15 protein-coding genes are annotated in these 18,196 nt (G+C 49.9%); 8 read left to right on the top strand and 7 right to left on the bottom strand.

All coding sequences use genetic code 11. The annotated features are described in order from the left end of the window. Nucleotides 1-247 precede the first annotated feature (247 nt). Complete coding sequence (locus R3187_RS11715; protein WP_290612693.1) at nt 248-1,339, top strand: hypothetical protein; 1,092 nt, start codon at nt 248-250, stop codon at nt 1,337-1,339. Between the two features lie 250 nt (nt 1,340-1,589). On the opposite strand, the gene rsgA is transcribed toward R3187_RS11715, so the two are convergent. Next, on the bottom strand, nt 1,590-2,630 hold the full coding sequence (gene rsgA / locus R3187_RS11720; RefSeq protein WP_318967241.1) for a ribosome small subunit-dependent GTPase A: 1,041 nt from the start codon (nt 2,628-2,630) through the stop codon (nt 1,590-1,592). A gap of 358 nt (nt 2,631-2,988) precedes the next feature. Here rsgA and R3187_RS11725 point away from each other — a divergent pair, with 358 nt between their 5' ends. The 5 genes from R3187_RS11725 to R3187_RS11745 all read left to right on the top strand — a co-directional run bounded on the left by R3187_RS11725 (nt 2,989) and on the right by R3187_RS11745 (nt 9,576). Beyond that, complete coding sequence (locus R3187_RS11725; RefSeq protein ID WP_318967242.1) at nt 2,989-3,693, top strand: ABC transporter ATP-binding protein; 705 nt, start codon at nt 2,989-2,991, stop codon at nt 3,691-3,693. Further along, nucleotides 3,680-6,205, top strand: coding sequence for an ABC transporter permease (locus tag R3187_RS11730; RefSeq protein WP_318967243.1), 2,526 nt, complete (start codon nt 3,680-3,682; stop codon nt 6,203-6,205). Before R3187_RS11725 ends, R3187_RS11730 begins: the two co-directional genes overlap by 14 nt. Nucleotides 6,206-6,316: 111 nt before the next feature. Next, the gene (locus R3187_RS11735) at nt 6,317-7,447 is read left to right on the top strand and encodes a type 1 glutamine amidotransferase domain-containing protein (protein ID WP_318967244.1); all 1,131 of its coding nucleotides are present in this window, start codon (nt 6,317-6,319) and stop codon (nt 7,445-7,447) included. 39 nt (nt 7,448-7,486) lie between these two features. Further along, nucleotides 7,487-8,182: a response regulator transcription factor gene (locus R3187_RS11740; RefSeq protein ID WP_318967245.1), complete on the top strand. Its 696-nt coding sequence runs from the start codon at nt 7,487-7,489 to the stop codon at nt 8,180-8,182. Then, nucleotides 8,179-9,576: a HAMP domain-containing sensor histidine kinase gene (locus tag R3187_RS11745; protein WP_318967246.1), complete on the top strand. Its 1,398-nt coding sequence runs from the start codon at nt 8,179-8,181 to the stop codon at nt 9,574-9,576. Before R3187_RS11740 ends, R3187_RS11745 begins: the two co-directional genes overlap by 4 nt. On the opposite strand, the gene R3187_RS11750 is transcribed toward R3187_RS11745, so the two are convergent. After that, nucleotides 9,566-10,333, bottom strand: coding sequence for a hypothetical protein (locus R3187_RS11750; protein ID WP_318967247.1), 768 nt, complete (start codon nt 10,331-10,333; stop codon nt 9,566-9,568). The two genes, R3187_RS11745 and R3187_RS11750, sit on opposite strands and share 11 nt — an antisense overlap. Before the next feature lie 312 nt (nt 10,334-10,645). After that, entirely contained in the window at nt 10,646-11,401 is a 756-nt protein-coding gene (gene moeB, locus R3187_RS11755) for a molybdopterin-synthase adenylyltransferase MoeB (protein WP_318967248.1), read from the bottom strand. Nucleotides 11,402-11,693: 292 nt separating this feature from the next. Here moeB and R3187_RS11760 point away from each other — a divergent pair, with 292 nt between their 5' ends. After that, nucleotides 11,694-13,781 (top strand): catalase, encoded by a 2,088-nt coding sequence (locus R3187_RS11760; RefSeq protein ID WP_318967249.1) that lies wholly within the window; start codon nt 11,694-11,696, stop codon nt 13,779-13,781. A gap of 133 nt (nt 13,782-13,914) precedes the next feature. Here R3187_RS11760 and R3187_RS11765 read toward each other — a convergent pair whose 3' ends face one another. Next, nucleotides 13,915-14,496, bottom strand: coding sequence for an urea carboxylase-associated family protein (locus R3187_RS11765; protein WP_318967250.1), 582 nt, complete (start codon nt 14,494-14,496; stop codon nt 13,915-13,917). After that, the gene (gene gntA / locus R3187_RS11770; RefSeq protein ID WP_318967251.1) at nt 14,489-15,199 is read right to left on the bottom strand and encodes a guanitoxin biosynthesis heme-dependent pre-guanitoxin N-hydroxylase GntA; all 711 of its coding nucleotides are present in this window, start codon (nt 15,197-15,199) and stop codon (nt 14,489-14,491) included. Before gntA ends, R3187_RS11765 begins: the two co-directional genes overlap by 8 nt. 351 nt (nt 15,200-15,550) lie before the next feature. On the opposite strand from gntA, the gene R3187_RS11775 reads away from it, so the two are divergent. Continuing rightward, on the top strand, nt 15,551-16,192 hold the full coding sequence (locus tag R3187_RS11775; protein WP_318967252.1) for a hypothetical protein: 642 nt from the start codon (nt 15,551-15,553) through the stop codon (nt 16,190-16,192). A 17-nt stretch (nt 16,193-16,209) separates the two neighbouring features. Here the strand turns inward: R3187_RS11775 and R3187_RS11780 are convergent, their stop codons facing one another. Continuing rightward, nucleotides 16,210-17,622, bottom strand: a complete 1,413-nt coding sequence (locus R3187_RS11780; RefSeq protein WP_318967253.1) for an amidohydrolase family protein — start codon at nt 17,620-17,622, stop codon at nt 16,210-16,212. A gap of 103 nt (nt 17,623-17,725) precedes the next feature. Beyond that, entirely contained in the window at nt 17,726-18,190 is a 465-nt protein-coding gene (locus R3187_RS11785) for a VOC family protein (protein ID WP_318967254.1), read from the bottom strand. Between the last annotated feature and the right edge of the window lie 6 nt (nt 18,191-18,196).

Here is an 18,196-nt window from a genome sequence, read left to right on the forward strand (position 1 = left end):
CAGCACACTTTGTTCTAATTCGTATGCTATTAATTTTAGTAAAGTGGCAGCTAACCGCCTGGCTTTATCAAGAATGATTGATCATATAAATCTGGTGCTTAGACCAAAAGGTGATCAGCAGTTTTCACACAGCCTGAGCGAATAACGGACACTCAGGTTAATTAATTTGTAACATGTGCTACCCTGCAAAATAGTTAATTCCATCAGGTCACACGACCAACTCAAGTCGCTTACAGGGAAAGTCTAAATGCGCACCTTTTTCTTTTTAATATTGCTAGCAACCACAACTCAGACCATTGCCACACAACAGGCTCCTGACGTTTTGTTATTTGAGGGAAAAGAACTAAGGCTTACAACAAGTTGGGCTTACCCATCGCCTCTAGAGACTTATTACAAACAATCAGGACAAACGTCACCTTTCAAGGCGACAGGTACAGCTTTATATAGAGGGCATATAGCCACGTGGTTAATTGAAAACGAATACCTGTACCTCAACAAAGTTGAATCTAATGACAAAGAGATTCAGCCATCAGAAATAGGAAGTAAATTAGGCAAAAAGCAATCTTCCAACGGTTCTCTTTCTGCGGATTGGTTCAGCGGTGTGTTGAAAGCGACTGAACTGAAATATACCGAAACAAACGATATATTTGTGGCTGATTACTATCTTAATATTCAGCATGGTCGAATCCTAGAATTAGTGCGGTTAACCAGAGAAGATTACGATAATTATGAACAGAACAGAGCAAACGAAGATGCTCAATCAAAGAAGGTTGCAATAACAGATCTTTACCAGCGTTACACTGATTACTATTTTCGCTTGAGTGAACCAGACGAAATAAATTGGAATGGCAAAGCGTTAAAGTTGAAGACTACTTCAGGCATGAGTCCACTCCTTCAGCTATATAATAATGATCACTTGAATTGGCCTTTTAACTGGAATAATAAATCAAAGACTGGGGCACCAAACTGTAAATGGTATATTGACAAAGACAACCGTCTATTTATTGATGAGATTCAATTATTAACAGGTTCAAATATATATAAAGCTGAGAAAAGTAAACTCCTGTTGAGTGAGGTGATTCCGAAAAATGACAATGAAGAAGCACTTTTTGCTAATTGGGTAAACGGTATATTTATCTTTGAAGAAGGCAATATGGTTGAAGAGAACGGGTATTCTTCGTTTAAAGCAGATTTTGCACATTTTGTAAAAATTGAGAATGGCGTTCTTAAAGAACACTATGAAATCGATGCTACAGCCGACATGAAACAACTTGAATCAAGCTCTAATCAGGGCTTAATAAAGCTTTTTAAAGAGTGGAAGCAGAAAGCTGAAATATAAAAATGATCATCAATAACCGTGTCAAAAAGTGGCTATGGTTTCAACTTCTGCTTTTGGCACCAAGCAGCCAGATGGTTGAATACCGCTAGCTAAATCGCCTTCTAAACAAAAGTACGTATCCCTGCTTTTTGCAGATAAATAAAGGCATTCAACAACATGTCTGGGAATTGTTTGGTTTACTGAAGACGATGCCGCGTTGCTGGCTATCGACTATCGAAAAAAACGCCGCCCTTAGGCGGCGTTTTTACGGCTAATCACTGAATTTTTTGGCTTTTAGTGACTTAACCGACTTCACCATCTTACTAAACTTCCGCTCGTGGGCGCGCCTTTGTTTCAGTGACGCCGCGTTGCGTGCCTGTTCAGCATTCAGCTTCTGATAGTTGGTTAATCGCCTTGCTGCTAAAGCTCCTTGCGTTATAGCCTGTTGTACCGCGCAGCCTGGTTCAGCAACATGCTGACAGTCACTAAAGCGGCATTGACTGGCTATAGCGTCAATGTCGGCAAACGCGCGGCGAATGCCGTCATCACAGTCTGTCAGCTGCAGTTCACGCATACCGGGCGTATCAATTACCACAGCACCACCGGCAATAAAATGCATGGAGCGCCCTGTTGTGGTATGCCGGCCTTTACTGTCATCCACTCGTATTGCTGCGGTTTTTTGTCCACCGCGGCCAGTGAGAGTATTCACTAACGTCGATTTGCCAACACCAGAAGACCCCACCACCGCCAAGGTGTTACCAGCTTTACACCAGTGCTGCAAGGTACTGCTGCAGCTGGCATCAAGTGCATTAACCACCTCGACCATCAGCATGGCGTCTAGCTGTTTAACCTGTCGCAAAAAGGCATCTACATCGGCGCATAGGTCCATTTTGGTTAATACCAGTAACGGCTCGGCACCGGCATCGTGCGCCAGGGTTAGAAAACGCTCTATCCGGCTTAAATTAAAGTCATGGTTTAACGAGCAGACAATAATCAGCGTATCGACGTTAGCGGCAATAAGTTGCTCGGCCAGTTGGCTACCCGCGGCTTTACGTTTAAACAACGACTTTCTGGTTAACAGGCGCACAAAGCCGCCGCCGGCATCTAGCAGCAACCAATCGCCAATGGTTATCGGCGGCAAAGTGGTGCTGGCCATTAAACGGCAGGAGCCCTGCAGTGTTATCAGCTCATAACCACTGCGGTGATGTGCCGTAACCCGGGCGATAATGCCGTGTTCAAATTCCGGTAAAGTAAGTTGTTGTTGAAAAAAAGCCTGCCACCCCAGGTGTTGCAATGTTGGGGGTAAGTTCATGTCATTTCCTTCTGCCCACAGTGAAGCACTGCGCGCACAGTAAAAATGGTTAGGAGCTCTGGAATAAGGCTAAGGTAACCGTATTAATCGGTTAGCAGAGTTCCCGGTCAGCAGACACCGGGCAAAGGCAGGTTAAGGCAAAAGGTAAAAGTTTTACTTACGCCGCAGCCTTCGCCGGGTGGGTCATTGCAACAATCATCAAACTTTCCTTCTGAGGCTAAATAACGCACAAAAGTATACCGATAGTGAACGGGAAAAGCCAATTGGTTGTGCAGTAACACGATGCTGTCTGTTTTCACATCTGTTTCACGCCGCGGTCGTTACGCTTTCATGCCTAAACCATTGAAGAGGTAACCGCATGTCGCTATCTGCTTTAAGTACCATAGCACTGACGAATGTCAGTCAAAGCTTCAGCCACCATGGCCATCAGGTGCAACTGTTTCAGCAGCTGAGCCTGTGTATTGAACAAGGCCGGTCTTATGCTATTACCGGGCCGTCGGGCTCGGGCAAGTCCAGTTTGTTAATGCTGATGGCAGGGCTGGAGCAGCCAAGCGCCGGCCAGGTGGCCTACCTGCAGCACGGCCGCAGCATGAAGCTGACGCAGTTGCGACAAGACATTGGCTTTGTATTTCAGCAGTTTCATTTATTGCCGGAGCTGACAGTACTGGCTAATGTGGCCTTGCCGCTTAAACTACGCGGCGAAAAAAATGCCGAAGCCACAGCCAGCACCTGGTTGGAAAAAGTCGGCCTCGGCCACAGGCTTAACCACAAACCGCAGCAACTCAGCGGCGGCGAGCAGCAGCGGGCCGCCATTGCCAGAGCGCTGGTATTTCAACCAAAGTTTATTTTCGCCGATGAGCCCACCGGCAATCTCGATAGCAAAAGTGCCGCTAACGTGGCCGATCTGCTGTTTGACTGCTGCCGGCAAAACGGTGCGGCGCTGGTAATAGTAACCCATAGCCCGCCATTGGCCGCACGGGCACAGCAGGTGCTGGCCTTTAATAATGGCAACTGTGCCTTATTGGTAAAGCCGCAGATGGAGGTGCAAGATGCATGCTACTGAGCAATTACGGCAGAACCTGCAGTTGGCCTGGCATTTTTATCAACAACAAAAGCAGCACAGCAAAGAGCGCGTGCTGCGCTGGGTACAAGGCATTCTGTTGCTGTTTATTATTACACTAAGCCAGACCAGCGCCAGCATTCAGGTTTATCTGGGCCAGAATTTAGCCAACCTGCTGGGCGCCGACTTAGTGCTAAGCCAACCGCGTGCGCTAACGGCCAGCCAGCACAATGAACTCAGCGCTATGGCAGAGCAAATCGTACTAAGCCAAAGTTTAACCACGACTTTGACCTACAACGACCAATGGCAACGGGCAACGCTAAAAGCCGTGGCTGAAGATTACCCATTACAGGGTGAGCTACGCAGTGCGGCATTTCCCGGTGGGCCGGACAGCGCCAGCAGCCAGGGCCCGGCAATTGGTGAAATCTGGCTTGATTCGCGCTTACTGGCCGCCTTAGGGCTGCAGATTGGCGAACCACTGCGTATTGGCGACCAGCAGCTGACTGTATCGCGCATTTTACTGCATGAGCCGGACCGGCTGATGGAGGGCCATAATGTGGAGATGCGCGCCCTGCTACACCGCCAGGACCTGCAGCAGTTTCGTGCTGCCGAAGATATTATTCAGCACCGCTATCTGGTTGAAGCTAATACCCAGCAAATCGCTACTATCCGGCAGTGGCATAAAACGCATTTGCCGGCGGCACAGCTGCACCATAAGCACGGAGCCCACCCGTTAGCCTTGTTTTGGCAGCGTACCGAGAATTTTATTGGTTTAGCCTCGATATTATTATTTTTTATGGCCGCCATCGCCATGCAGCAACTTAGCCGGGCGCAACTGCCGCAACAGCAGTTTTTCAGTGCAGTGTGCTTAAGCCTCGGGGCGTCGAAACAAAGGGTGCTGCAAATATCAGTGCTGAAGTGGCTGTTCGGCTTGCTGTTGTTACTGCCGCCGGTACTGCTGCTGTCTGCGCTGTGTCACTGGTTGGCGCTGCAATGGTTAAAGGCGCACGTCTTTGCCGGGCAAGAGCTGGCCGGCAGCGTCGCCACGCTAATCTGGCAGCCCGACATAACGCTGGCAGTAAAAACCGTATTTGCCAGCGCGGCGATCTTTATTGTGTTCAACTTACCGTTGTGGCTGGCGCTGCGCCAATGCTCGGTTCGGCAGTTAATTCAGCAACAGCAGCGCAGCATCAGTAACGCCGTGCTGTTTGGCTGCGCCTTGCTGGTGTTGGGAGGTGTGGCGGCACATTACTCGGATAACGGCCTGCTTACCGCTATGCTGCTGGGCTCGATGATAGCAAGCATTGCACTGCTATTAGTGCTGAGCTGGCTGGCACTGTCGCTGGGCGAAAAGCTGAGCCAGCCGTTTTCCGGTTTGCTGCCGTTTGCGCTGTATATGATGAAGCAGCGTTTGCTGAGCAAAACCACCCAGATTTTAGGCATAGGGTTGGCCGCTTTTTTATTGCTGTTTACCCTGATGCTGCTAAAAGATTTGGGCGACAATATGGCGGCCCATCAGCGGGCGCATGACGGCAATTTGTTAGTGACGCAGGCAAGTGCAACGCAAATGGCCGACATAGAGGTATGGGCAGCGCAGCACAACATTACCATTCGCCAGCACAAGCCGTTTATCTACGCCCAACTTAGCCATATCAACGGCGGCCTGCTAACTGAGGTGATGCAAAAACCCAGCGACAGTCTGGCAGCCTTTAACCGCCCGGTGCGGCTGCATTGGAGTGCAGATATGCCCGGCAATAACCGGCTGGTAAACGGCCAATGGTGGCACAGCGCCGCTGACAACTGGCAGCAGCTGTCGGTAGAGCAAGAAGTGATGACCGACCTTGGCCTGCAGTTGGGCGATAAGTTAGAGCTGGTAATTGGCGGGCACTCTATCGAGTTCAGCATTGTGGCCTCGCACGCCTACCAAAGCGGCGCGGGCGCTATTACATTCTGGCTGCAAATGCCGCCTGCTGCGCTGGCACATATCAGCGCGCCGCAATACAGCATGGCCAGCCTGGAGCTGCAGCCACAGCAGTTTTCGTTGCTACCCCAGCTGTGGCAGCAACACCCGTCACTGCGCATGGTATCACTGCAAGAACTTACCCAGCGCTTTGACAGCAGCCTTGCCATGGTAACCCGGCTTATCAGCGGCTTCGCCGGCTTAATTATGCTGCTGGCCGGCATTGTGATGCTGTCTTCGGTGCACGCCGTTGAAGCCAAAGAGCAGAAAAAGAACAGCATTATTCTTAGTTTTGGCCTGTCAAAACGCACCTGCCTGCAGCTGACTATGATCGAGTGGCTGGTAACCGGCGCTATTGCCGCCTGTGGCGCCATTGTTGCCACCTGGCTGGCCGGTTTACTGATATATCAGTCGCAGTTCTCCCTGACTTACCAGCCTGATATGGGCTGGTTGCTGGGCACTCTGGCCGTCATTATCACACTGGTGACAACACTGGGTATGCTGCTGAGTAAACACAGCTTGTCCGGCTCGGTCCGTCAGCTACTGGCGGAGTAAAAGCGGTGGCCCAAAAACAGCGCCGCCATTTTTCTCTTTCGTTTTTTCACATTCGTTTCACAGCGGCTTTGCCATGCTGGCAGCGCAACCCCATTGTTAAGGAGCATTAAAATGAAACAACTGACACTGTATATATTAGTTATTGTTAGCCTGCTTAGCGCCTTGGTTAGCGAGATAACAAATCGCGCAGCAATGGCAGCGGTGTCCGACAGCAAGCGTATTTTTATGGTGCTTAGTGGCTACGGCCAGCCAGATCAGCAAGCACCGGGCTATGAATTTGATGAATTTGCCAAAGCGTATTTAATCTTTCAGGCACATGGTATCAGCGTTGATATTGCCAGCCCGCAAGGCGGCAACATTGAGGCCGATAAGTACGACCCGGCCAAAGCCTATAATCAGCAGGTGCTGAGCGACGCGGCGATTATGGCGAAGTTAAACAATACCCTGAGCACAGCGCAGCTAAAGGCCAGCGACTATCACGGCATTTTTATTGTTGGCGGCAAAGGCGCCATGTTTGATTTACCAAAAGATGCTGCCCTGCAGCAACTAATTGCCGATATTTATCAGCAGCAGGGTTCGGTGGCCGCGGTATGCCATGGCCCGGCTGCGCTGGTAAACGTTACATTAGCCGACGACAACTATCTGGTGGCCAATAAAGCGGTAAACGGCTTTACCAATGAAGAAGAGCGGTTATTTGGCAAAAAGTGGCTAGCCAAATTTGACTTTATGCTGCAGGACAAACTGATTGAGCGCGGCGGCCGCTTTGAGCACAGCCCGATGATGCTAAGCCATGTGGCGGTGAATAACCGGTTGATCACCGGACAAAACCCGGCCTCTACGGTGGCGACAGCCAACGCGCTGCTGGAATCACTGGGCATTACCCCGCAGCCGATGGCGCCGCACAAAGATGATGCCACCCTGGCCCTGGTGGCTGAATTTTTAAACGGCAAGGTGACTGCAACGCAGCTGTTAGCGGCCGATGCCGCGCAGTATCAACTTGAATTGCTCGGCATGTACGGGTATTACTACGTGAATACTGCCAACACTACACAAGAGAGGCAGCATGCGCTAACGCTGATGCAAGCGGGCCAAAGCGCCATTAACAATCCGTCGCTGGATATGACTATTGCGCAAACTCAGCTTAAACTGGGCGACAAGGCCGCAGCACGGGCCACTCTGCAGCAGATTTTGGCCGCTAAGCCTGATTTTGCCGCAGCAACAGCATTGTTAGCGACGTTGTAGCTTTAAACTGTACTGATTTAGACCCGAATGGATTGATTGATGAAAGAGCCCGCCGCCCTGCAGGTACTGCTGATTGAAGATGAGCTGAGTATTGCGAAAAACATTGCCGGCTATATGGAACAACAAGGCCATATCTTTGATTTTGCCAGCAATGGCAAACATGGGCTGGCGTTGGCGCTGCAACAGCATTACGACCTGATCATTCTGGACTTAAACCTGCCGGGTATGGATGGTCTGCAGTTATGCACAGCGCTGCGACAACAGGCCGACCGCCATATCCCACTGTTAATGCTGACCGCACGCGACAGCATCGATGACAAGCTTGCTGGTTTTCACGTCGGCACCGACGATTATCTGACCAAACCCTTTTCGTTACAGGAGCTGGAAGTGCGTTGCCTGGCGTTATCGCGACGTCATCTGTTGCAACAGCAACACACGATAACCCTGGGGCCGTTAGTGCTGGATAAACAGCGCCGAATAGCCAAACGCGATGACCAGCAGCTGGCGCTAAATGCGATGGGCTATAAAATTCTGCTGCTGTTGGCCGAAGCCTACCCGCAGGTGGTCAGCCGCAGCGAACTAAGCCGGCAGCTTTGGCGCGATGAGCCGACAGAATCTGACGCGCTGCGCTCGCATATTTATCAGTTACGCACTGTGCTGGATAAGCCTTTTGCTTATCCGCTGTTAAAAACCGTATTTGGCGTCGGTTTTACGCTGGAGATAACCGAAGCATGAGCGCAAAATCCCGTAACATCAGCACCAAGTTTCACAGTTTAAGCCGGCGTATCGTCGTGCAGTTCTGTATTTTCACCCTGGTGATTTCTGCCGTTTACAGCCTTATTTCTTTTATCCTGATGTATACGCTGGAAGACAGCTTTATTGAACAGCAATTGCAGCAAGAAGCAGCATACCTCAGTACCAAATATCAGCAAACAGCTAGCTGGCCCGCGCCAAGAAGCCAGTCGATGCAACTGCACTTTAGCCGCGACAGCCTGCCCGATGAAATACGCCCAAAAGCGCTGGCAGAGCCAGAACGTAAAGAGTTCTTCGGCCAGCAGGGCAGGCATTATCACTTATATACGGTTAGCGCACAGCCAGAAGTGTTGCTGCTGGCAGAGGTGAGCCGGCAGTTGCTGGTGCGGCCTATTAGTGGCGGTGTGCTGCAATTTCTGCTGGTCAGCGCCCTGCTTGTCAGCAGCATTGCCTGCCTTATCGCCTGGTTTGTCAGCCGCCGCACCACCCGTCCACTGAAACAGTTGGCAGCGCTGGTTGATAGCGCTGCCCCACAACAGTTGCCGCAGCAATTTGCCAATCAGTTTGCTAATGACGAAGTGGGCATTTTAGCCCGCACACTGGAGCAAAGTTTAGGCGGGATCGCTCGCGCGCTTGAGCGCGAAAAAAGCTTTACCGCCGATGTCAGCCACGAGCTACGCACGCCCCTGGCGGTGATTAAAAACACGGTGGAGCTATGGCAAAGCCAACAAACCGGCTATCAACAAAATACTCAGCAACACACTGCTCACCCACGAACAGAACCTGACGCTGATCAGCTACTAATAACGCGCATTTATGATGCTGCGGTGCAAATGGAAAAAACCGTGCAAACCCTGCTTATTCTGGCCAGAGAAGAGCATACCGCCGCTAAGCACAGCAGCACGGCACTGATGCCGCTGGTTGAGCGGGCAATTTTAGACAACAGCATGCTGCTGCAAGGCAAGGCGGTAACAGTGCAGCTGTGTGACAGTTGCCAGGTCATCATTAACGCCAATGCCGACATGCTAAAAGTGCTACTGGATAATTTGCTGAGTAACGCCTTTAAGTACACTGAAGCCGGCGAGATCAGCATTGCATTTAGCGATAACTGCCTGCTGATCCGCGACACCGGCCCGGGCATAGAGGCCAATATTTACCCGCATGTTACCGAGGCCGGAGTAAAAGGCCGGCAAAGTACCGGCTTTGGTTTTGGCTTAGCCATCGTTAAACGATTATGTGAACATCAGGGCTGGCAGATGAGCGTTAGCAGCGACAGTGGTAGTGGCATTAACGATAAAGGCAGCAGCGACCACAGTAACTGCAGCCCCGTTAGAATGAGTACGGGCACCATGGTCAGTGTCGGGTTTAGTCACTAACCTTGCCATCGCTAACATAGCGATAGTCGGAGAAAGTGTCGGTTGAGACTTCATCAATTTGCGTAAAAAAGGCAAAGGTGCCTTTCATCCTCATTTGCTGCTGTTGTGGCAGTATTGCATTGTCGATTTTAGTAAAGCGTAACGTCAGGTTAAATTCGCTGATATTGGCACTAAACAGCGGCGAAAAGTTTGCCGTGTTGCTAATTTCAATGCTGTCGATATAGTGCAGTGTTTTATTAAAGCGCAGCGAGCCTTGCAGTTTTTTACTGACATCATTACCCAGCTGACTAAGATGCACCCCAAAACTGGCCTGCAGATACTGCGGGCTGTCAAACGTCAGTTGCAAGCTATCGAGTTGAATCAGCTCACTAAGCTTCACCGAGAAACTCTGCTGCCCAGCCGCTTTGGCCTGCTGTTGTTTCGCCGCAGCAAACTTTCGCTGCTGTTTGTTATCCGGTGTGCGGCCATTAATGCTCAGCAACTGCCATTGGCTGTCAGGTGCATTTGCCGGGTCATACAGCTCGATACTGCTGCTGATATCGCCCTCTTCGTTTTCATAGCGATCAATACGATAAGCCCAGTCCCGCCGCGAGCGTTGCTCAAACTGGCTAATTGCAGCTGCAATAGTGCTTTGCAAATCTGCCGCTGCAGTGGGCGACTCATCAACCGCCGCATGCTCTGTACCACTGATATCTGCTGCCTGCAGCTGCGCCGCCAAACCAATGCCAAGTAGCAACCGGGAATATTTTTTAGCCATACTATGCCTTGTTGATAAACCAAACAGGCAGTCAACTTAACCCAGGGCTTGTGAAACCGGCGTGAAATGATAATGTCAGCAGCGAATGCAATGGCAAGGCCGGGAAACTGCAACAGACTGCCCGCTCCAGCACATCAGCCGTAAGCCAGCTTTTTGTTTGCTATAGCCGACCATTGGGTTGTCACGTTGCGTGTTAGTTCAACTGCAGCAAATCCCATTTATTGCCGTATAAATCCTGAAATACGACCCAGTGCCGTAACTTTCTTCTCTGGGCTGCTCGTTAAACTCCATCTGTTTGGTTGCTCAGCGGCACTAGCCTGCCCCACACACACGACAGCCTGGGTCTTTACTAAGGGTAAACTGGCGCCACTGGCCGGTTAAGCCATCAAACAGCTGCAATTTGCCATACGACGGGCTACCGACACCCGCGAGGATTTTTACTGCTTCCAGTGCCTGCATTACGCCAATAACTCCCACAACCGGGCTCAGGATCCCCGCTTCCATGCAGCTTAGCTGCTGCTCGCCAAATAGCTGGCTTAAACAGTAATAGCAGGCTTCATCGCCCTGCATACTAAAGCTGGCCAGCTGGCCTTCAAAACGAATGGCCGCACCGGATACCAGCGGTACTTTGGCATTAACACAGGCAGCGTTAATGGCATTGCGGGTAGCCAGGTTATCAGTGCAATCGAGCACGAGTGAAAACCGGGGTACCAGTGTGGCTAAATCTTCCGCGCTTAAACGCTGCTGCAACGCATCGATTTTAATTTCAGAATTTAACTGGCGTAAACTGGCCGCTGCTTGCTGTACTTTACTCTGGCCAATATCGGCCTCCCGGTACAGGATCTGACGTTGCAGGTTGCTGCGGTCGACAGCGTCATTGTCTGCCAGGGTAATACTGCCTACACCACTGGCAACTAAATAAGGTGCAGCAGCGCAGCCTAAGCCGCCCATACCGACAAGCAGCACGTTACTTGCCAGCAGCGCTTCCTGGCCCCGGAAGTCCAGAGCTGGCAGCATTAACTGCCGGCTGTAGCGTATAGCCTGTTCGGTATTAAGTTGTATTGTCATGCTCTTACCTGATGATTGGCCCGCATTATCGACTGCCGGTGCTATCATAAGCTACACTCTAAAATATTACCAAAGGCTGGTTCTTGGGGGCCTTTGGCTTAACCGCCAGAACTATTATGTCATCTAACGTTAAACTGCTGCTGTACATTTTTCGCACCGCCGAGAATATCCACAACATCGCTTAAAATACGTTATATTTTATTGAACCAAATGTAGCGCGTTTCGTCTGCTTATATGTTTTAGCAACAAACTGGCAGCTTTAAACTTGTTTAAGCATCAGCAAGGATGGATTATGAATAAGAATATTAATCATACCGACCCCGCCAAAAATATAAATTCAGCACGTGGTAACGGCGGTGAACCCCATCAGAAAACAGACAAGCGCACCCAGGCGCTGACGACTCAGCAAGGTGTCGTTATCACTGACAACCAGAATTCGCTGAAGGCTGGTAGCCGTGGCCCTACTCTGCTTGAAGATTTTATATTACGGGAAAAAATTAATCATTTTGACCACGAGCGTATTCCTGAACGCATTGTCCACGCTCGCGGCAGCGCCGCCCATGGCTATTTTCAGCTGACCGAATCATTGCAAGAGTACACTACCGCAAATATTCTGTGTGAAACCAATACAAAAACTCCCTTATTTGCTCGGTTTTCTACTGTTGCCGGCAGTAAAGGCTCAAAAGATACACCGCGTGATGTTCGGGGTTTTGCCGTAAAATTGTATACAAATCAAGGTAACTGGGATTTGGTAGGGAATAATATGCCTGTGTTCTTTATCCAGGATGCCATTAAATTCCCTGATCTTATTCATGCGGTGAAACCAGAGCCCGATCGCGGTTTTCCGCAGGCAGCGTCTGCTCATGATACGTTTTGGGATTTTGTTTCTTTAACTCCGGAAACGATGCACAACGTGATCTGGCTGATGAGTGATCGGGCTCTGCCACGCAGCCTGCGAATGATGGAGGGGTTTGGTATCCACAGTTATCGTTTGCTCAACCAGCAGGGTAACAGTACCTTTGTGCGGTTTCATTGGAAACCAGTACTGGGTGTGCAGTCGACCACATGGGACGAAGCCATAAAAATATCAGGGGCCGACCCGGATTATCATCGGCGTGATTTGTTTGAGGCCATTGAGCGAGGCGACTTTCCTGAATGGGAATTGGGTGTTCAGTTATTCACTGCAGAGCAAGCACAGCAGTTTCCGTTTGATCACTTAGACGCCACCAAGCTTATACCAGAAGAGCTGGTGCCGGTTAAAATCGTCGGTAAAATGGTGCTGGATCGTTACCCTGACAACTTTTTTGCTGAAACAGAGCAAGTGGCATTTTGCCCTTCTCATGTGCCGCCTGGCATTGATTTTAGTAGTGACCCGTTACTGCAAGGTCGACTATTCAGTTATCTCGACACGCAATTGTCTCGCTTAGGCTCAGTTAATTTTGCGCAATTACCCATTAACGCCCCTAAGTGTCCCTTTGCCAACATGCAGCGCGATGGCCAGATGCAAATGCAAGTGCCCAAAGGCCGTGTTGCCTATGAACCGCAAAGTTTGGATCCGGATATGCCACGTGAAAGCGCTAAACGTGGCTTTACCTCATTCGAGGAGCAGCTTGATGATGGAGTAACAGGCCGCATTCGGGCAGAAAAATTTGCCGATCATTACAGTCAGCCGCGTCTGTTTTATCGCAGTCAAACACCAGCAGAACAGGCTCATATTGCTTCGGCCTATGCTTTTGAACTGGGCAAAGTGGATACGCCGCATGTACGGTGCAGGGTGCTCAGTCATCTGCGGCTTATTGATGAAAATTTAGCCAACCGTGTTGCGGCAGCACTTGGTATGAAGTTACCAGCAGCAGCTGACGCCGCCGCTGCGGTGCAGGATCTTGCTACCTCTGATGCGTTACAAACTATCGGCCTGACACCTGCCCGTTTAACTGGCCGGCAAATTGGTATGCTGATAGCAAAAGGCTCGAAGCACAGCGAAATTAAAAAGTATCAGCAAGCCTTAGAAGCTGAGGGCGCCAGTATAAAGCTGGTTGCACCGGGGCGGGAGGTTGAGCTTGATGATGGCACACGCCTGCAATCTGCTGAACGCATTGCCGGCGCACCATCTGTATTTTTTGATGCGGTGGTCAGTATTATTATGCCTGAACAAGCCAAAATATTAGCCAACGATAGCTCAACCCTGGATTGGTTTACCGATGCGTACGTGCATTGCAAGGCCATTGCGTATTGCGGTGCAACAGATGAATTTATTTTAAGCAAACTGCCACTGGAAAAAGACGCTTATATTACCCCACTGGCCGATATTGATACCTTTATCGATAATGCCAAATCACGTTTCTGGGATCGTGAGCCCAGGGTGCGTGATCTGGCGTAAGCCTGGCGGCTGATTCGCGGCTATTGAAACTTAAAGCTCAACCTTTGGGTTTCGAAGCAGTTCTTGCTGTTACGATATTCCCCCCTTAACGTAACCACCGCCGTTGATGAAAGCCGCTATTTCCAGCCAATGGTTAGTCTATCACCTCATAGTGAATGGGCTTGTAGGAAAAATTGTTTGACTGACCAGCAGAGCATGCGGTTAATCCGACAATTAAATCCATTTTTGCTTTGAAAATAGTGTAGTCGCCAGCTTTACTTTTCGGTGGTAAAACCTTGATCCGGCCTTTTTCATCGACGGCCACATTCATAAAAGTATTGAAAGTAGTACTTATAAGATGCTCGGGAATACCATAGTCGGCAAAGGCATTAACTAAATTGCCGTAACAGCCTGGCACGGCCTCTTCTTCCGGATAGAAATGGCTAAAGGTATCCTTGCTGCAGGGGGTTAGTAAGAAGTCGTGATCCTCAACTTTATCTTCAATAATTTCAAACATCTCGTTGCTGAAATTGGAGTAGAGTTTGCTGCCCCGGCAAAAGTGCAGCGACTCGTTGTAATCAAGCGAGCGCCCCGACGACAAGTATTCATGAAAGTTATGCTGATTAAAACAGTACAGATCAGCCACCTGTTCTCCTTCAGGATCAATAACCTTAAGCAACTGGCCTGCTTTCATGCTAAATGCGGTGCCACTTCTGGGCATTATGACTTTACTCATTATCTCTCCTTGCTGAAAATGGACAGCGCCACTTAGCGCCGACTGCCCGGCCACTATATTGGCGCGCTTCTGAAACTTCACCGTGATCAGCCAGCACAGGGTTAGGCTCACCACAAAATACGGCATCATTTTTGCGGATTTGTTGTCGCATACTATGAAATTTATTTTCTTCTTTCAGCTGTTCGAACTGATTATGCAGATTAAAAACAATAGCCGGGTAGCGAAACTGCCGTGACTTACGCTGACTATACGGATTTAAACCAATAATAAAAAACGCTTCACCTCCCAGGCTAAAGCTGAAATGCGTCTCTGCCGGCAAATCACTTACCCGGCTATCCCATTTAAAACGTTCGCTGTCTTTATCGTGCAGTGCCTGTAAACGGGCCCACAGCGCGCGTTCAAAACCGGCATCGCTGCCGGTATCGCAGTCCGGGAATACACAGACCAGGCTGAAGAAAATATCATTTTGCTGCTTAAACTGAGAAATGAACTGATAAATGCAGCGTAATATTGCTTCATCGTCTTTGTCACTGCTGATATCACCGAATTTATGAAGTTCAATCCGACGTTTATTCCGCGCTATTTTCGCTCCGACACAAGGATAGCCGTGCTGCGTTATAAACTCATCAAAGCACGCCACCCACTCCGCTCCGTCATCCTGCTTCATCCCCGTATTTACTGGCTTAATTACCGCGTGTTGCATAGGACACCTCTGCAGCATCATCTATATCTGTCAACATCTGAGGCGAAATGCATGCCAGAAAGCTGACTGTGAGGTGAACAAACACACCCAGGGAATAAATACAATATATATCATTAACTTAATGAAATGCTGCGAATAATCTGTAGTTGCCCACTGCTGACCACGTTACAAATTATTGGAAAATAATTCATAAAATTGTATATTTTTCTGTTTTAACGGCAGGCGTTAGTTAGAAGCAGCATGGATTGGTGCCGGTGGTTTAATAACCGCAGCATAAAATGCTACAACTGGGATTTTATCAGGTTAGCCGCTAAACTTTAGATACTGTTGAGTTGCTCAGAAGGTTTAACGATGCGTTTATTACAGCTGATGCTTTTAGGAATTTGTTTACTGGTGCCGCAGGCACTGGCAGAAGAACATCATCATAACTATATTGGCAACCATGGCATGGTGTTATTTGCGGCAGATGATATTCTGCTCGGCTCGTATTTACCACTAAACCAGCCGCCTTATGATTACCAGCTGATTTACCAGCTGACACTCCCCCCAAAAGCGCAAACCGCCGTGCTAACGTTTCTGCAAGCCGGCCGCCAGCTGACATTAATACCAGAGCAATTGAATTTGAACAGGCTGATAGCGGGTGATAGTTTTACCGCTAACGGCACAATTTTTTATGATCATTTTGCCCATGCCGGGCGGGTCTGGTATGAGGATATCGCAGTCAGATTTGCCCGCCTGCTGTACCAGCGGCCAATAAACCAGCCAGGCGATATCACAGAGTCGCGCTATGACGTGCTGAGAGTCAATCAAAGCTACTTTTTAATTCACCAAATTGCTGCCAACGCCGGTTATGATCAAATTTTGCGAACCGATCAGGCGCCACCAGAACCGCTGATATTAAAAGCACCAGCGGATGTCACCGCCCTGCAGCAGCTGAACGCTATGGGTATTCAGGCTACCGAGGTTTATCTGCAAATGGCAGAGCGTAATTAAGCCAACGATGCTAAACGTCAGGGTGTACTGCTCTCTGTCAGCCGGGCGGCGGCAATATCGGCTAACAGGCTGTCAAGCTGTTGCCGGCTTAACCACTGGCCGCGCACCATCACACCAGCAGGCTGATTCAGCACGCTCAAATCGTCTAACGGGTTACCGTCAACCAGCAGTAAATCGGCGCGCTGGCCGGCTTTAACCTGGCCAAACTGATCTTCATCAGCAAAATACTCGCCAACCAGCACGGTGCCACTGCGCAAAATGTCGTAGGGGCTCATGCCCGCTTCAAGCATCTTTGGTATTTCCCGGCGTAATGACAACCCCGGTACACTGAACAATTGCGGCGCGTCAGTGCCCAGTAAAATAGTTACCCCGGCCCGGTATAGCTCGCCCAGCAACAAGCGGCGATTTTCAGCGTGCAGTGCAGCGGTAGCCCCCGTGTAGTAACTGCCACTGGCTTGCTGTAAATAGCGCTGCCAGCCGTCTACTACCCGCGCTGGCATATATTTAAGCTCCGGATAAGCCTGTAGCTTCTCGCTATCGGCAGCGCCGATAATGGTTTGCCATAATGCTTCGGTAGGCACTACCGCCACGTTATGTTGTTTGGTCAACGCCACCAGCGGCGCCATATCTTCGGGGGTTAACACCGTATCAAAACCATCCAGCGCTGCCATATAGCCATCGAGATGATCAATGGTTCTGCTACCCAATAAAATGGCCTGCTTTATACCCACAGCTTCTGGCACATGGCCGGCAAAATCAATATTTTGCTTATTGGCTTCAGCAGCTATCGCCTGGTAATGCTCAAGACTTAAGCCGGGGTGGATTTTCAACAGGTCCCAGCCCTGCTGCTTGTGCTCGCGTACCCGCTGCCGCGCTTGTTCTGTCGACGTTACCGTGTGCTGATTAAAACTGGGGCCGGCCAGATACAAGGTCGGGCCCAGGCGCTTACCGCTGGCAATATCATCTTTAAGCTGCAACTGCCTATCATGGCCCAGCATACCGCGCACCGTAGTGACCCCGCCCGCTAAATAAAGCGTTAATACATCATCCAGATAGCGCTTAGGCACACCACTGAAATCAGCCAGCGGGGGTACATGGCCATGCATCTCGGAAAGCCCTGGCAACAGGTAGCGGCCAGCGCCGTCAATCAGCGTTGCGCCTTGCGGTATTGCAAGCTCATTGGCGGCGCCAACGGCAATAATCCTGTCGCCTTGCACCACCACCCGCTGTTTGCGCAGCACCTGTTGGTCGGGTGCAACCGGCTCGGTATGCATCGGCAATACATGCACCTGGTCAAATACGATATAACCTTGTTTAACTGATGGCTCAGCCTGCTTGCTTTGCGCTGCACCGCTTACTGACGGCAACGCCAGTACCAGCACCAACACCATAAAATAACTAAACCGGAATAATAATGTTTTCAGTAACATGGTACCGCGCCTTATGCCGCCATCAGAGCTTGGTATGATGAACAAGCCTCTGCAGTTTGGCAATGCCTGATAAAATGTTTGGCAATGCCAGATACGATGTTTGTCACTCACCAAACATTTTCTTTGCCCGTTGGGCAATTTCTGCCTCGGTCAGATCCTCAGTATGAGTGGCAAACATCCAGCGATGGCCAAAAGGGTCAACCAGACAACCAGTGCGGTCTCCCCAAAACTGATCAGCCACTTCCATCGAAAGCTTAGCACCGGCCGCTGTGGCCTGTTTAACCAGCGCATCGACATCTTCAACATAAACCATCAGGCTAACCGGACTGTCACCCAGCATATCCGGGCTTTTGCTGCCCCACTCATCGCTTTGCTCGCTTAACATAAACAGCGCAGCACCAATTCGCAATTCGGCGTGCATGACCGCACCATTGGGCATATCCATCCGGCTGATTAGTTCTGCGCCATAGGCCTTTTGATAGAAATCAATGGCTTTGGCCGCACCTTTAACCGTTAAATAAGGGATGGCCGAAGCATAATTTGGTGGGATAGGTAGAATAGACGCCATATCAGT

The sequence above is a fragment of the Arsukibacterium sp. genome (assembly GCF_033721375.1).
Classification (GTDB): Bacteria; Pseudomonadota; Gammaproteobacteria; order Enterobacterales; family Alteromonadaceae; genus Alishewanella.

Coding starts and splice junctions, on each gene's coding strand:
- R3187_RS11715 (WP_290612693.1), top strand. CDS start 248: ATGCGCACCTTTTTCTTTTTAATATTGCTAGCAACCACAACTCAGACC.
- rsgA (WP_318967241.1), bottom strand. CDS start 2,630: ATGAACTTACCCCCAACATTGCAACACCTGGGGTGGCAGGCTTTTTTT.
- R3187_RS11725 (WP_318967242.1), top strand. CDS start 2,989: ATGTCGCTATCTGCTTTAAGTACCATAGCACTGACGAATGTCAGTCAA.
- R3187_RS11730 (WP_318967243.1), top strand. CDS start 3,680: ATGCATGCTACTGAGCAATTACGGCAGAACCTGCAGTTGGCCTGGCAT.
- R3187_RS11735 (WP_318967244.1), top strand. CDS start 6,317: ATGAAACAACTGACACTGTATATATTAGTTATTGTTAGCCTGCTTAGC.
- R3187_RS11740 (WP_318967245.1), top strand. CDS start 7,487: ATGAAAGAGCCCGCCGCCCTGCAGGTACTGCTGATTGAAGATGAGCTG.
- R3187_RS11745 (WP_318967246.1), top strand. CDS start 8,179: ATGAGCGCAAAATCCCGTAACATCAGCACCAAGTTTCACAGTTTAAGC.
- R3187_RS11750 (WP_318967247.1), bottom strand. CDS start 10,333: ATGGCTAAAAAATATTCCCGGTTGCTACTTGGCATTGGTTTGGCGGCG.
- moeB (WP_318967248.1), bottom strand. CDS start 11,401: ATGACAATACAACTTAATACCGAACAGGCTATACGCTACAGCCGGCAG.
- R3187_RS11760 (WP_318967249.1), top strand. CDS start 11,694: ATGAATAAGAATATTAATCATACCGACCCCGCCAAAAATATAAATTCA.
- R3187_RS11765 (WP_318967250.1), bottom strand. CDS start 14,496: ATGAGTAAAGTCATAATGCCCAGAAGTGGCACCGCATTTAGCATGAAA.
- gntA (WP_318967251.1), bottom strand. CDS start 15,199: ATGCAACACGCGGTAATTAAGCCAGTAAATACGGGGATGAAGCAGGAT.
- R3187_RS11775 (WP_318967252.1), top strand. CDS start 15,551: ATGCGTTTATTACAGCTGATGCTTTTAGGAATTTGTTTACTGGTGCCG.
- R3187_RS11780 (WP_318967253.1), bottom strand. CDS start 17,622: ATGTTACTGAAAACATTATTATTCCGGTTTAGTTATTTTATGGTGTTG.
- R3187_RS11785 (WP_318967254.1), bottom strand. CDS start 18,190: ATGGCGTCTATTCTACCTATCCCACCAAATTATGCTTCGGCCATCCCT.